Annotated in this window: 15 protein-coding genes and 1 pseudogene; 13 read left to right on the top strand and 3 right to left on the bottom strand. The window is 72.1% G+C overall.

The window, feature by feature from the left end; translation table 11 throughout:
- Nucleotides 1-133: 133 nt before the first annotated feature.
- From AQJ67_RS03790 to AQJ67_RS03730, 13 genes and pseudogenes are all read left to right on the top strand, one after another.
- Nucleotides 134-1,804 carry an NAD(P)/FAD-dependent oxidoreductase gene (locus tag AQJ67_RS03790; RefSeq protein ID WP_079055739.1) on the top strand — a complete coding sequence of 557 codons (1,671 nt, stop codon included), beginning with the start codon at nucleotides 134-136 and terminating at the stop codon, nucleotides 1,802-1,804.
- Nucleotides 1,791-3,638 carry a transketolase gene (locus AQJ67_RS03785; protein ID WP_062716511.1) on the top strand — a complete coding sequence of 616 codons (1,848 nt, stop codon included), beginning with the start codon at nucleotides 1,791-1,793 and terminating at the stop codon, nucleotides 3,636-3,638. The genes AQJ67_RS03790 and AQJ67_RS03785 overlap by 14 nt, the downstream gene beginning before the upstream one ends.
- 26 nt (nucleotides 3,639-3,664) lie before the next feature.
- A pseudogene (gene ligD, locus AQJ67_RS03780) lies at nucleotides 3,665-4,557 on the top strand (non-homologous end-joining DNA ligase).
- 76 nt (nucleotides 4,558-4,633) lie between these two features.
- The gene (locus tag AQJ67_RS03775; RefSeq protein WP_079055738.1) at nucleotides 4,634-4,966 is read left to right on the top strand and encodes a gas vesicle protein GvpO; all 333 of its coding nucleotides are present in this window, start codon (nucleotides 4,634-4,636) and stop codon (nucleotides 4,964-4,966) included.
- 55 nt (nucleotides 4,967-5,021) lie between these two features.
- Nucleotides 5,022-5,447 (top strand): gas vesicle structural protein GvpA, encoded by a 426-nt coding sequence (locus tag AQJ67_RS03770; protein ID WP_062716509.1) that lies wholly within the window; start codon nucleotides 5,022-5,024, stop codon nucleotides 5,445-5,447.
- On the top strand, nucleotides 5,444-6,214 hold the full coding sequence (locus tag AQJ67_RS03765) for a GvpL/GvpF family gas vesicle protein (RefSeq protein ID WP_062716508.1): 771 nt from the start codon (nucleotides 5,444-5,446) through the stop codon (nucleotides 6,212-6,214). The genes AQJ67_RS03770 and AQJ67_RS03765 overlap by 4 nt, the downstream gene beginning before the upstream one ends.
- A gap of 4 nt (nucleotides 6,215-6,218) precedes the next feature.
- Entirely contained in the window at nucleotides 6,219-6,464 is a 246-nt protein-coding gene (locus tag AQJ67_RS03760; protein WP_062716507.1) for a gas vesicle protein GvpG, read from the top strand.
- A 12-nt stretch (nucleotides 6,465-6,476) separates the two neighbouring features.
- Entirely contained in the window at nucleotides 6,477-7,082 is a 606-nt protein-coding gene (locus AQJ67_RS03755) for a hypothetical protein (protein WP_062716506.1), read from the top strand.
- Nucleotides 7,079-8,164: an SRPBCC family protein gene (locus AQJ67_RS03750; RefSeq protein WP_062716505.1), complete on the top strand. Its 1,086-nt coding sequence runs from the start codon at nucleotides 7,079-7,081 to the stop codon at nucleotides 8,162-8,164. The genes AQJ67_RS03755 and AQJ67_RS03750 overlap by 4 nt, the downstream gene beginning before the upstream one ends.
- Nucleotides 8,161-8,487: a gas vesicle protein gene (locus tag AQJ67_RS03745; RefSeq protein ID WP_062716504.1), complete on the top strand. Its 327-nt coding sequence runs from the start codon at nucleotides 8,161-8,163 to the stop codon at nucleotides 8,485-8,487. The genes AQJ67_RS03750 and AQJ67_RS03745 overlap by 4 nt, the downstream gene beginning before the upstream one ends.
- On the top strand, nucleotides 8,484-9,287 hold the full coding sequence (locus tag AQJ67_RS03740) for a GvpL/GvpF family gas vesicle protein (protein WP_062716503.1): 804 nt from the start codon (nucleotides 8,484-8,486) through the stop codon (nucleotides 9,285-9,287). Before AQJ67_RS03745 ends, AQJ67_RS03740 begins: the two co-directional genes overlap by 4 nt.
- Complete coding sequence (locus tag AQJ67_RS03735; RefSeq protein WP_062716502.1) at nucleotides 9,284-9,472, top strand: gas vesicle protein; 189 nt, start codon at nucleotides 9,284-9,286, stop codon at nucleotides 9,470-9,472. Before AQJ67_RS03740 ends, AQJ67_RS03735 begins: the two co-directional genes overlap by 4 nt.
- The gene (locus AQJ67_RS03730; protein ID WP_062716501.1) at nucleotides 9,469-9,753 is read left to right on the top strand and encodes a gas vesicle protein K; all 285 of its coding nucleotides are present in this window, start codon (nucleotides 9,469-9,471) and stop codon (nucleotides 9,751-9,753) included. The genes AQJ67_RS03735 and AQJ67_RS03730 overlap by 4 nt, the downstream gene beginning before the upstream one ends.
- Before the next feature lie 59 nt (nucleotides 9,754-9,812).
- Here AQJ67_RS03730 and AQJ67_RS03725 read toward each other — a convergent pair whose 3' ends face one another.
- From AQJ67_RS03725 to AQJ67_RS03715, 3 genes are all read right to left on the bottom strand, one after another.
- Nucleotides 9,813-9,983 (bottom strand): hypothetical protein, encoded by a 171-nt coding sequence (locus tag AQJ67_RS03725; protein WP_062716500.1) that lies wholly within the window; start codon nucleotides 9,981-9,983, stop codon nucleotides 9,813-9,815.
- A gap of 44 nt (nucleotides 9,984-10,027) precedes the next feature.
- A complete protein-coding gene (locus tag AQJ67_RS03720) occupies nucleotides 10,028-10,873 on the bottom strand; it encodes a class I SAM-dependent methyltransferase (protein ID WP_062716499.1) in 846 nt (281 codons plus the stop codon).
- Nucleotides 10,874-10,977: 104 nt separating this feature from the next.
- Complete coding sequence (locus AQJ67_RS03715; RefSeq protein ID WP_062716498.1) at nucleotides 10,978-12,471, bottom strand: bifunctional phosphatase PAP2/diacylglycerol kinase family protein; 1,494 nt, start codon at nucleotides 12,469-12,471, stop codon at nucleotides 10,978-10,980.
- Between the last annotated feature and the right edge of the window lie 220 nt (nucleotides 12,472-12,691).

The raw sequence follows: 12,691 nt of genomic DNA, 5'->3' as shown, positions 1-12,691 counted from the left end.
GGGACGTACGGGCCGGTGTGCTGGGGACCGGCGCTGCCCGCGGGCGACGTTTGGGTGCCTTGACCAGGGGGACGCGGAAGGCTCCCGAGGTACGCGACAGCCCCGGAGGCACACCGTGAGTCGACCCCGCATCGTGATCGTCGGCGCCGGATTCGCCGGGTACCGGGCGGCCCGCACGCTCTCCCGGCTCACCCGGGACAAGGCCGACATCACCCTGCTGAACCCGACCGACTACTTCCTGTATCTGCCCCTGCTGCCCCAGGTCGCCGCCGGCATCCTGGAACCGCGCCGGGTGACCGTCTCCCTCTCCGGCACCCTGCCCCATGTACGGCTCGTGCTGGGCGAGGCCGACTCGGTCGACCTCGACGGACACACCGTCCACTACACCGGGCCCGAGGGCGACGCCGGCACCCTGCCCTTCGACCGGCTGATCCTCGCCGCGGGCAGCGTCAACAAGCTGCTGCCCATCCCCGGCGTCGCCGAGCACGCGCACGGCTTCCGCGGCCTGCCCGAGGCGCTGTACCTGCGCGACCACGTGACCCGGCAGGTGGAGCTGGCGGCCGCCGCCGACGACCCCGAGAGCTGCGCCGCGCGGTGCACCTTCGTCGTGGTGGGTGCCGGGTACACCGGCACGGAGGTCGCCGCGCAGGGACAGCTGTTCACCGACGCCCAGGTGCGCAAACACCCTCTGCGGGCCGGGATGCGGCCACGCTGGCTGCTGCTCGACATCGCCGACCGCGTGCTGCCCGAACTGGACCCGAGGCTCTCCCGCACCGCCGACCGGGTGCTGCGCGAGCGCGGCGTGGACGTGCGGATGGGCACCTCCGTGAAGGAGGCCACGCACCGTGGGGTGCTGCTGACCGACGGCGAGTTCGTCGACACCCGGACCCTGGTGTGGTGCGTCGGCGTACGGCCCGATCCGCTCGCCGAGTCCCTGGGCCTGCCCCTGGAGCGGGGCCGGCTCCTCGTGGACCCGCACCTCCAGGTGCCGGGCCGGCCCGAGGTGTTCGCCGCCGGGGACGGGGCCGCCGTACCCGACCTGGAGAAGCCCGGCGAGTACACGCCGATGACCGCCCAGCACGCCTGGCGGCAGGGCAAGGCCGTGGCCCACAACGTCGCCGCGTCCCTGGGGCTCGGCCAGCGGCGCGCCTACCGCCACCGCGACATGGGCTTCGTCGTGGACCTCGGCGGCGTCAAGGCGGCCGCCAACCCGCTCGGCATCCACCTCTCCGGCGTCGCGGCGGGCGCCGTCACCCGCGGCTACCACCTCGCCGCGATGCCGGGCAACCGCGTCCGCGTCGCCGCCGACTGGCTCCTGGACGCCGTACTTCCGCGCCAGGCCGTCCAGCTGGGGCTGGTGCGCTCGTGGTCGGTACCGCTGGACACGGCTTCGCCGGAGCTGGCGCGGATGCCGGGGCGACCGGAGAACCCGTCGCCGGCTGGAGAGCCTGTGGGGAAGCGGGCCGGTGGTGAGCCTGCGCGGACTCAGCAGGGTGCTGAGCCGGACCCCGTCCAGGACCCCGTCCCCGTCCAGGACCCCGGCCCCGTCCAGGACCCCGGCCCCGTCCAGGACCCCGACCCCGTCCAGGACCCGGACGCCGCCAAGCACCCCGAACCCCCCGGCCCGGTGACGCGCCCCGATCTGCGAGCCGGTCGCGAGCCGGACGCCGGCGCCTTTGAGGGGGGCGAACCACCGCCCGGATCCCCTGCCGTCCACAAGCCGCATCCGGACGCCCCCATAGCCCCCGAACCCCGCTCCCGTCAGCCTTCCGAAGGAGACCAGGACACCCATGAACACCGCTGAACTCGTCGAACTGGCCCAGCAGTTGCGCGTGGACAGCGTGCGTGCCTCCGACGCCGCGGGGTCCGGGCATCCGACGTCGTCGATGTCCGCCGCGGATCTGATGGCCGTACTCCTCGCGGAGCATCTGCGCTACGACATCGACCGGCCGGCGCACCCCGGCAACGACCGCTTCGTCCTGTCCAAGGGACACGCCTCGCCCCTGCTGTACTCCGCGTTCAAGGCCGCGGACGCCATCGAGGACGGCGAGCTGGTCACGTTCCGCAAGCTCGGCAGCCGGCTGGAGGGGCATCCGACGCCGAGGCAGCTGCCGTGGGTGGAGACCGCGACCGGATCGCTCGGGCAGGGACTGCCGATCGCTGTCGGAATCGCGCTCGCCGGGAAGCGGCTGGACCGCGGCGGGTACCGGGTGTGGGTGCTGTGCGGGGACAGCGAGCTCGCCGAGGGGTCCGTGTGGGAGGCCGCCGAGCACGCGGCGTACGAGCATCTGGACAACCTCACCGCGATCGTCGACGTGAACCGGCTCGGCCAGCGCGGCCCGACCCGGCACGGGCACGACCTCGACGCCTACGCCCGGCGCTTCCAGGCCTTCGGCTGGCACACGATCGAGGTCGACGGACACGACGTGGACGCCATCGACCGCGCGTACGGAGAGGCCCGGTCCACCGTCGGACAGCCCACCGTGATCCTCGCCCGCACCCTCAAGGGCAAGGGCGTCGAAGCCGTCGAGGACCGTGAGGGACTGCACGGCAAGCCGCTGCCGGACGCCGACGAGGCCATCGCCGAACTCGGCGGACGGCGCGACCTGCGCGTCCGGGTCCATGAACCGCCCGCGACCCGCATGCTGCACGCCGTGCCCGCCGGACACGTCGAGCTGCCCCGCTGGGAGAAGGGGGAGGAGCTCGCCACCCGCAACGCCTACGGCGAGGCGCTCGCCGCGCTCGGCACCGGACGCGGTGACATCGTCGCCCTCGACGGCGAGGTGAGCGACTCCACCCGCGCCGAGTTCTTCGCCAAGGAACACCCCGACCGGTTCTTCGAGTGCTACATCGCCGAGCAGCAGATGGTCGCCGCCGCGGTGGGGCTCGCGACCCGCGGCTGGGTGCCGTACGCCTCCACCTTCGCGGCCTTCCTCACCCGCGCCCACGACTTCATCCGCATGGCGTCGGTCAGCGGCGCCGGCGTCAACCTCGTCGGCTCGCACGCGGGCGTAGCCATCGGGCAGGACGGGCCGAGCCAGATGGGCCTGGAGGACCTGGCGATGATGCGCGCCGTGCACGGCTCGACCGTGCTGTACCCGTGCGACGCCAACCAGACCGCGCAGCTCGTCGCCGAAATGGCCGGCCTGGACGGCGTCCGCTATCTGCGCACCTCGCGCGGATCCGCCCCGGTGATCTACGGGCCCGACGAGGAGTTCCCAGTCGGCGGCAGCAAGGTGCTGCGCTCCGGTGACCACGACCGGCTGACCGTCGTCGCGGCCGGCGTCACCGTGCACGAGGCGCTTGCCGCCGCCGACACCCTGGACCGCGAGGGCATCCAGGTCCGGGTCGTCGACCTCTACTCGGTCAAGCCCGTCGACCGGGCCACCCTGCGCCGGGCCGCCGAGGAGACCGGCTGTCTGCTCACCGTGGAGGACCACCACGAGGAGGGCGGCCTCGGCGACGCCGTCCTCGACGCGTTCCTCGACGGGCGCCCGGTGCCGCGCCTGGTGCGCCTCGCCGTCCGCAGGATGCCCGGCTCGGCCTCCCCGGACGAGCAGCTGCACGCCGCGGGCATCGACGCGGCCTCCATCGCCGCCGCCGGGAAGCTGCTGGTGGAGGAGGCGGTCGTACGGTGACCGGAGGCGGCGACGATACGAGGCAGGTGCGGGCGGGGCGCCGTGCCGTCGAGGTCAAACGCGTCGACAAGGTGCTCTTTCCCGGTGACGGGGGCGCGAAGGAGTACACCAAGGGCGACCTCGTCGACTACTACCGGTCCGTCGCCGAGTTCATGCTGCCGCACCTGCGCGGCCGCCCGCTGATGCTGGAGCGGCACCCCGACGGCGTCCACGGCCCGCAGTTCATGCAGAAGAACACCCCGGACCACTACCCGGACTGGATCACCCGGGTCGAGGTGGCCAAGGAGGACGGCACCGTCCGCCACACGGTCTGCGACGACGTGGCGACCCTCGTCTACCTCGCTGTCTCACCCTGCACCGCTGGCTGTCGCGCACCGACCGGATCGACTTCCCCGACCGGCTGGTCTTCGACCTCGACCCGGCCGGCGACGACTTCGGGCAGGTACGGGAGGCGGCCGGGCTGCTCGGTGAGCTGCTCGACTCCTTGAAGCTTCCGTCGGCGCTGATGACCACCGGGTCACGCGGCCTGCACGTCGTCGTACCGCTGAAGGGGGACCAGGACTTCGACGAGGTACGCCGGTTCGCCCGGGACGTCGCCGACACCCTCGTCGACGCCCACCCGGACCGGCTCACCACCGCCGCCCGCAAGAAGGACCGCGGTGACCGTCTCTACCTGGACGTGCAGCGCAACGCCTACGCCCAGACGGCGGTCGCGCCCTTCACCGTGCGCCCCCGGCCCGGCGCCCCCGTGGCCACGCCCCTGACCTGGGCCGAGCTGGACGACCCGGACCTCGACGCCCGCCGCTGGACCATCGCCGACGCCGTGGACCAGGCCCGCACGAACCCCTGGGCGGGGGTGATGAGCCACCCCCGCGCCCTGGGACCCGCCCGGCGCAGGCTCGACGCACTCCGTGGTTGACGCGCTCCGTGGCTGACACACGCGAACTCATGGGTTTGGCCGACGCCTTCCGGGCCACTCGCCGTGGGAGGCGCCCATGACTGATTCACAGAACTCACCCAAATCATCCAGACAACGACAGGGCGGGGCGGACGACATGCCGAGCCCCATGGAAGTGCTGCGCCAGGCGCGCGCCCAGCTCGCCGAGCTCACCGGCAAGGCCGCGGAGACGGTGTCCTCGTTCGAGCAGACCGAGGACGGCTGGGTGCTGGAGATCGAGGTCCTGGAGCTGGCCCGTGTCCCCGACACGATGAGCCTGATGGCGAGCTACCAGGTCGACCTCGACCAGCAGGGCCAGCTCACCGGCTACCGCCGTGTCCGCCGCTACGAACGCGGACGGTCCGACGCACGAAGGTCCGGCGGCCGTTAGGCCGCCGCCCACCCACGCCCGTCACATCATCCCCGGACAAGGAGGAACGGCCGGCATGACCGTAGTACCGGCACAGCAGACCGGAGGCGGAGGCGGCAGCAGCGGCCTCTACGACGTCCTGGAGCTCGTCCTCGACAGGGGGCTCGTCATCGACGCGTTCGTACGGGTCTCCCTCGTCGGCATCGAGATCCTCAAGATCGACGTACGGGTCGTCGTCGCCAGCGTCGACACCTATCTCCGCTTCGCCGAGGCGTGCAACCGGCTCGACCTGGAGGCCGGCCCGCGCAAGGACCCGGGTCTGCCCGACCTGGTCGGCGAGCTCACCGAGTCCGGTGCGCGCGGCAAGTCCAAGGGGGCCCTGTCCGGCGCCGCCGAGACCATCTCCGACGCCTTCAAGCAGGCGCGGGACGAAGGGGAGCGCGAGCCCAAGCCGCGCGCCCGCAAGTCCACCGCCTCGCGCCGGAAGGAGGAGCAGGAGTGAGCACGTACGTGTACGGCATCACCGCGAGCTCGCGCCCCTCCCTCTCAAGCGCCGTGGGCGGCGTCGGCGACCCGCCCAGCCCGGTGCGCGTCCTGAAGCAGGGCGAGCTGGCCGCGCTCGTCAGCGACGCCCCCGAAGGGCTGCGCCCCAAGCGCAAGGAACTGCTCGCCCACTCGAACGTGCTCGCCGAGGCGGGCGCGGCCGGGTGCGTGCTGCCCATGCGGTTCGGGAGCATCGCCCCCGACGACGACGCGGTCACCTCGGTCCTCGCCGAGCGCGCCGAGCACTACAAGGAACGCCTCACGGCCCTGGACGGCAAGGTCGAGTACAACATCAAGGCCAGCCACGCCGAAGAGGCCGTGCTGCACCGCGTACTGTCCGAGAACCCGGAGATCCGGGCCATCACGGAGGCCAACCGGCAGGCCGGCGGCGGCACTTACGAGGAGCGGCTGCGGCTCGGCGAGATGGTGGTCGCCGCGGTCAAGGCCCAGGAGGCCGAGGACGCGACCGACGTCCAGCACACCCTGGAACCGGCGGCGGACGCGGTCAGCGTCGGCCCCGACTCCTCCGGCTGGCTCGCCAACGTGTCGTTCCTGGTGGACCGCGAGGGCGTCGAGACCTTCCTCGCGGCCGTGGAACAGCTCCGCAAGGGCCATCCGCACCTCGATCTGCGCGTCAACGGCCCGCTGCCGCCGTACAGCTTCGTCGATCCCGGCCCGGCCGAGCCCGCGGGGACCATGACCGGCGCGGAGAGCGTGGAGGAGTGAGGCCGTGGGACTGATCGGAGAGGTGGTGCTGCTGCCGTTCGCCCCGGTGCGCGGCAGCGCGTGGGTGATCAGACAGGTCTTGGAGGAGGCGGAGCGCCTCTACTACGACCCGGCGACCGTGCGTGCGGAACTGGCCGCGCTGGAGGAGCAGTTGACGGCCGGCGAGATCGACGAGGACGAGTTCGACCGCCGGGAGGACGAACTCCTCGACCGGCTCGAGATCGCCCTCGCGCACGGCACGGGCAACTGAGGGGACGGCACGATGAACCGAGTGGGACTGGGCCTCGCGGTAGGGGCCGGATACGTCCTCGGACGTACGAAGAAGATGAAACTGGCGTTCGCCGTCGGCACGTTGGTGGCCGGCAAGCGCATGCAGCTGAGCCCGCGGGCGCTCGCGGACCTGGTGTCCCAGCAGCTCCAGAACAACCCGCAGTTCAAGGAGCTCGGGGACCAGCTGCGCGAGGACCTGCGCGGTGTGGGCAAGGCGGCGTCCGGCGCCATGGTGGAGCGACAGCTCGACGCCTTCGCCGACCGGCTGCACGGGCGTACCGCACAGGTACGTGACCAGCTGGCCGGGGTGGCGCCCGAGGTGCCGGACCTCGGCCCGGACGACGAGGAGCCCGAGGAGTCCGAGGAGCCGGACGAGCCGGAGGACGCGGACACCGAGGAGGAGCCCGAGGCGCGGGAGCGGCCGCGCCGGAAGAAGGCGGCGAAGAAGGCCCCGGCGAAGAAGGCGCCCGCGCCCGCCAAGAAGACGGCCGCGAAGAAGGCGTCGGCCAAGAAGACCGCGGCGAAGAAGACGGCCGCGGCGAAGAAGACGGCGAACAGGAAGCCCGCCGCCAAGAAGACGGGCGGTGACGAGCGATGAACGAGACACTCAGCGGCGTGGCCCGCAGCGAGGCCGCCGACCGGCTCAAGGCCGAACTGCGCGAGTACCTCGCCGCCCAGGCCACCCGGCTGCTGACCGGCGCCGGCCAGAAACTCGGGCAGGCCACGGTCAAGCTGACCGACATCGCCGAGGGCAACAGCCCCGGATTCGCCCAGCTCGCCCTGGACGGCGGCCGCAAGCTCGCCGAGGGCAAGGGGCCCCTGCGCAGCGCGCTGGAGCTCGGCGCCTCCCGCGCCAAGGACAACGTGACCGAGGCGCTGAAGAACCTCGTCGGCGCAAAGGGCGGCGGCAAGGGCGGGGCGGGCAAGAAGCCCACCGTCATCCTCGAGTACGTCGACGTCGGCGTCCCGCTGCGCACCGCGTACGACCAGTGGACCCAGTACCAGGACTTCAGCACCTTCGCGAAGGGCGTGAAGAGCGCGAACCGCGCCGACGACACGACCTCCGACTGGCAGCTGAAGGTGTTCTGGTCCAACCGCAGCTGGAAGGCGCACACCACCGAGCAGACGCCCGACGACCGCATCGCCTGGACGTCCGAGGGCGCCAAGGGCACCACGAAGGGCGTCGTCTCCTTCCACCGGCTCGCCGACAACCTCACCCGCGTCCTGCTCGTCGTCGAGTACTACCCCAAGGGACTCTTCGAGAAGACCGGCAACCTCTGGCGCGCCCAGGGCCGCCGCGCCCGGCTCGACCTCAAGAACTACGTCCGCTACATCACCCTCAAGGGAGAGGCCGAGGACGGCTGGCGCGGTGAGATCCGCGACGGCGAGGTCGTCCGCAGTCACGAGGACGCGGTCGCGGAGGAGGACGAGGAGGCGTACGAAGGAGGGGAGGAGGAAGAAGGAGAAGCCGCGTACGCGGACGACGAGAACGGTGAGTACCCGGACGACGACGGGGAGTACGCGGACGAGGACGGTGAGGAGCCGGAGGGCGAGTACGACAGCGAGGAGGAGTACGCGGACGACGAGCCCGAGCCCGACGCCGAGTACGAGGCCGAGGAGGAATCCGAGGAGGAGCCCGAGGACGAGGCCGAGTACGCCGGTGGCGGGAGCCGCCGATGACGACGCCCGGGCGGCTGCCCCAGCCCTACGGTCACGACAGCGGCGCCAACCTCGCCGACATCCTGGAGCGGGTGCTCGACAAGGGCGTCGTCATCGCCGGCGACATCCGGATCAACCTGCTCGACATCGAACTCCTCACGATCAAGCTGCGGCTCATCGTCGCCTCCGTCGACAAGGCGAAGGAGATGGGCATCGACTGGTGGGAGGACGACCCGGCGCTCTCGACGCGCGCCCGCCGTGACGAACTGACCCGGGAGAACGCCAAGTTGCGCGAGCGCCTGGCCCAGCTGGAGCCCGCCCGGGGACAGGAGGAGGCCTCATGACCGGACTGCGTTACGTCTACGCCATCTGCCGCCCCTTTCGCTCCGCCCTCCAGCGGCAGCTGACGGGGGTGGCCGGGTCGCCGCCCAAGCAGCTGACCCACCACGGCCTGATCGCCGTCGTCAGTACGGTGCCCGAGACGGACTTCGCCGAGGAGCCGCTGCGCGCCCACCTGGAGGACATGGAGTGGCTCACCGCCACGGCCCGCGCCCACCAGACGGTCATCGACGCGCTCACCGTCGTCACCACCCCGCTGCCGCTCCGGCTCGCCACCGTCTTCCGGGACGACAGCGGCGTACGGACCATGATCGAGGCCCGCGAGGACGACTTCCGGCGCATCCTCGACCGGCTGGAGGGGCGCGTCGAGTGGGGCGTGAAGGTGTACGCCGAGCCGGAGCCCACCGAGGCGGCCCGGCCGGGCGAGGGCGCGGCGGCCGGCGGGACCGGGCGTACGGCCGCGTCCGGTCGTGACTATCTGCGGCAGCGCCGCACGCAGACGCGGGCACGTGAGGACGTATGGCAGAAAGCCGCCGCCTTCGCCGGCCGACTGCACGAAACACTCTCCGCTTTCGCCGAGGATTCCCGGCTGCACGCCCCGCAGAGCGCCGCGCTTTCCGGCGCTTCCGGGCAGAACATGCTGAACGCCGCCTATCTGGTGCCGCGCAGGGATTCCGAGGAATTCGTGGAACTGGTGGACCGGGAGAAGGACGACGCCCCCGGAATCCGGGTCGAACTCACCGGACCCTGGGCGGCGTATTCCTTCACCGGGGAGTTCGCGGAGGAACCGGAGGTGGAACCGTGACCGTCGTCGAACGCCGCGAGATCGCCCTCGTGGACCTGCTCGACCGGCTGCTCGCCGGGGGCGTCGTCGTCACCGGGGACATCACCCTGCGGATCGCGGACGTCGACCTCGTCCGTATCGACCTGAACGCACTGATCAGCTCGGTCAACGAGCAGGTCCCGTCGCCCTGGGGGGAGCCGGCGTGACGTCCCACCGCAATCGAGTGGACCTCGACCCCGACACCGTGGAACGCGACCTCGTGAAACTCGTCCTGACCGTCGTGGAGCTGCTGCGCCAGCTCATGGAGCGCCAGGCGCTGCGCCGCTTCGACACGGGCGATCTGAGCGAGGAGCAGGAGGAGCGGATCGGGCTCACGCTGATGCTGCTGGACGACCGGATGACCGAGCTGCGTGAGCGGTACGGACTGCGGCCCGAGGACCTGAACCTGGACCTCGGGCCGCTGGGGCCGTTGCTTCCCCGGGAGTGAGAAACGAACGCTTTTCCCGGGGGTTTTCCGTTTTTCCGGGAGTGGGAACTAACTCGGACTCACCATCGATACCAGCGACCCCGGCCTCCTGCCGCGGTGGTGCCGCGCATCACGAAACCCAGGAGCCACAGCACCAGAACCACGATCGCGATCCACCACAGCGCCTTCAGTGCGAATCCGGCGCCGAAGAGAATCAGGGCCAGCAGCAGCACGAGCAGAATAGGGACCATAGTTTTTTGACCTCCTGCTCACCGTGTTTCCAGAAAAACTCGATTCAGGCATCTTTACGGCACAGAATCTCCCCGTGCAGAACACTGAACCAGCCTTCTTCCCGCCGGCCCCACTCCCGCCACGCCTCCGACACGGCCCTCAGCTGCTCCGCGCTCGCGTGCCCGCCCTCCGTGGCCCGCTCGGCATACGCCGAGGCCAGCGTGCGGTCCGCCCACAGCCCGCTCCACCAGGCGCGCTCGTCCGGCGTCGAGAACGTCCAGGTGCTCGACGTGGCCACGACGTCCGTGAGCCCCGCCCGCAGCGCCCAGGACTTCAGCCGCCGCCCGGCGTCCGGCTCACCGCCGTTGGCGCGGGCGACCCGGCGGTACAGGTCCAGCCAGGCGTCCATGCCCTGGGACGCCGGAAACCAGGTCATGGCCGCGTAGTCCGAGTCACGGACCGCGACGAACCCGCCGGGCTTCGTCACCCGCCTCATCTCGCGCAGCGCGCCCACCGGGTCGCCGACGTGCTGCAGCACCTGGTGGGCGTGGACGACGCAGAAGGTGTCGTCCGGGAAGTCCAGGGCGTGCACGTCGGCCACCGCGAAGTCGACGTTCGTCAGACCGCGGCCGGCCGCCGTGGCCCGGGCCTGCTCCAGGATCTCCGGCGCCCGGTCGACACCGGTCACCCGCCCGTCGGGCACCAGGGCGGCCAGGTCGGCGGTGATCGTGCCCGGACCGCAGCCGACGTCCAGGATCCGCATGTGCGGCTTCAGGGAGCCGAGCAGGTAGGCGGCCGAGTTGGCGGCCGTACGCCAGGTGTGCGAGCGCAGCACGGACTCGTGGTGCCCGTGGGTGTAGACGGCGGTCTCCCGCGCGTTCTCCGATGTGCTCTCGTCGGCCTTCGACATGGCTGTTCTCCTCGTCTTCGTCCTGCCGGGCGGTGCACGACGAAACGGTACGCCCGCATGTCGAATGGTGAGATCACCGTTTTACTATTCGGACTGACGGAGTGTCAGGCTCCGGGTAGCGGTCGGTAGACCGTCAGCGCCTCCGGCAGCTTCTCCAGCGTCACATCGCCACCCACCTCGGTGACTTCGCCGTCGTACGCGAGGAGCGCGCCCGGGGTGACGCCGGACAGGTGCAGCCGGCCGACCTGGACCGCCGCATGGGCCGGCGAGCGGGTCAGCGGGCCCGCCACGGCGGCGGCGAGCAGACGCAGCGCGGGCCGGCGTCCGCCGTGCACGACGCGTACGTCGAGCACGCCGTCCGCGAGGTTCAGGCGCCGGGCCGGGGCGAGGCCCATCCGGTGGTAGGTGCCGTTCCCCGCGAACAGCATCCACAACGGGTGTGCGCGGCCCGCGACTTCGGCGTGCAGCGGATGGCGGTCGCGGCGCAGGACACGCAGCGCCGCGAGCACCCCGGCCGGCCAGGCGCCGACGCGGGACGAGAAGCGGTCCCGCTCGCGCACCAGCTCCGGATACACGCCGAGGCTGCACGTGTTCAGGAACACCCCCTGCCGCCCGTCGCAGGTGAACCGGCCCACGTCCACCCGCACCGCCTCGCCCCGCTTGAGGGCCCGGCTCAGATCGCGCTCGTCCTCCACGCCCAGGTCGTACGCGAAGTGGTTCAGCGTGCCGCCGGGCAGCACCGCGAGGGGCAGCTCGTGCTCCAGGGCCACCTCGGCGGCCGCGTTGACCGTGCCGTCGCCGCCGCACACCCCGAGCACCCGGGCCCGGGCCGCCGCCTTGCGCAACTCGGCCCGGGTGTCCGCCGGTTCGCACTCGACGAGCTCGGCGCGCGGCAGCAGGTCCAGCAGCGCGTGCACCCGGTCGGAGCTGCCCGACCCCTTGTTGGCCACCACGACCAGTCCGTCCCCGTCCTCCAGCGCCGGAACGTCCGTACGGGGCCGGGCCGGCGGCACCAGCCGGTCACGCGTCGGCACCATGCCCCGTACGGCGAACGCGGCACCCGCGCCCAGCGCCGCGCCCGCCACCACATCGCTCGGGAAGTGGACGCCGGTGTACACCCGCGACAGCGCGACCGACCAGGCGATCGGCGCCACCGCCAGACCCCAGGCGGGCGACTCCAGCGCGACTCCGGTGGCGAACGCGGCCGCCGACGCCGCGTGCCCCGACGGGAACGACGTGGTGATCGGCTGCCGCTTCAGCTGGCGGCCCAGCGGTACCGGGTCCAGGACGGGACGGGGACGGCGTACCGACCGCTTGCCCACGGTGTTGATGGTCAGCGAGGCCACGCTCAGCGAGGCGAGGCCCCGGGCCGCGGCCCGGCGGGCCCTGGGGGTCCGGCTGGCGGCGATCACGGCGGCCGTCGCGAACCACAGCACACCGTGGTTCGCGCTGCGGCTCAGCCGCGGCAGGACCGGCTCGGCGTACGGCCAGTTCCGCTCGGCGGCGAACTCGAACAGCCGGGAGTCGAGGGCGAGGAGCCGGTCGCGCAGGGCGTGCCGGCCGGGCTTCGGGACGGTGAGGTCGACGTCTGGGCTCATACAGGGCTGGGTACCCTGAAGTGGCCGATTGCTGTCCGGCCGGCGGTGACCGACACACGCAGGAACCCGTAGATGCGCCTGCTCCTCGTCCGCCACGGCCAGACGCCCGCCAACGTGGACTTTCTCCTGCACACGGCTGTTCCGGGCGCCGGTCTCACCGCGCTCGGCGGGGACGTGGGGCTGCGGATGCCGGAGGCGAGAGCGGGGCGGAGGTGCGCTC

Origin of the sequence: Streptomyces caeruleatus (genome assembly GCF_001514235.1) — a bacterium.
In the GTDB taxonomy this organism is placed as follows: domain Bacteria; phylum Actinomycetota; class Actinomycetes; order Streptomycetales; family Streptomycetaceae; genus Streptomyces; species Streptomyces caeruleatus.
Note: the sequence above shows the minus strand (reverse complement) of the source record. Positions and strands in the feature narration are given on the sequence as shown.

Coding starts and splice junctions, on each gene's coding strand:
- AQJ67_RS03770 (WP_062716509.1), top strand. CDS start 5,022: ATGACCGTAGTACCGGCACAGCAGACCGGAGGCGGAGGCGGCAGCAGC.
- AQJ67_RS03750 (WP_062716505.1), top strand. CDS start 7,079: ATGAACGAGACACTCAGCGGCGTGGCCCGCAGCGAGGCCGCCGACCGG.
- AQJ67_RS03740 (WP_062716503.1), top strand. CDS start 8,484: ATGACCGGACTGCGTTACGTCTACGCCATCTGCCGCCCCTTTCGCTCC.
- AQJ67_RS03715 (WP_062716498.1), bottom strand. CDS start 12,471: ATGAGCCCAGACGTCGACCTCACCGTCCCGAAGCCCGGCCGGCACGCC.
- AQJ67_RS03720 (WP_062716499.1), bottom strand. CDS start 10,873: ATGTCGAAGGCCGACGAGAGCACATCGGAGAACGCGCGGGAGACCGCC.
- AQJ67_RS03725 (WP_062716500.1), bottom strand. CDS start 9,983: ATGGTCCCTATTCTGCTCGTGCTGCTGCTGGCCCTGATTCTCTTCGGC.
- AQJ67_RS03755 (WP_062716506.1), top strand. CDS start 6,477: ATGAACCGAGTGGGACTGGGCCTCGCGGTAGGGGCCGGATACGTCCTC.
- AQJ67_RS03775 (WP_079055738.1), top strand. CDS start 4,634: ATGACTGATTCACAGAACTCACCCAAATCATCCAGACAACGACAGGGC.
- AQJ67_RS03785 (WP_062716511.1), top strand. CDS start 1,791: ATGAACACCGCTGAACTCGTCGAACTGGCCCAGCAGTTGCGCGTGGAC.
- AQJ67_RS03745 (WP_062716504.1), top strand. CDS start 8,161: ATGACGACGCCCGGGCGGCTGCCCCAGCCCTACGGTCACGACAGCGGC.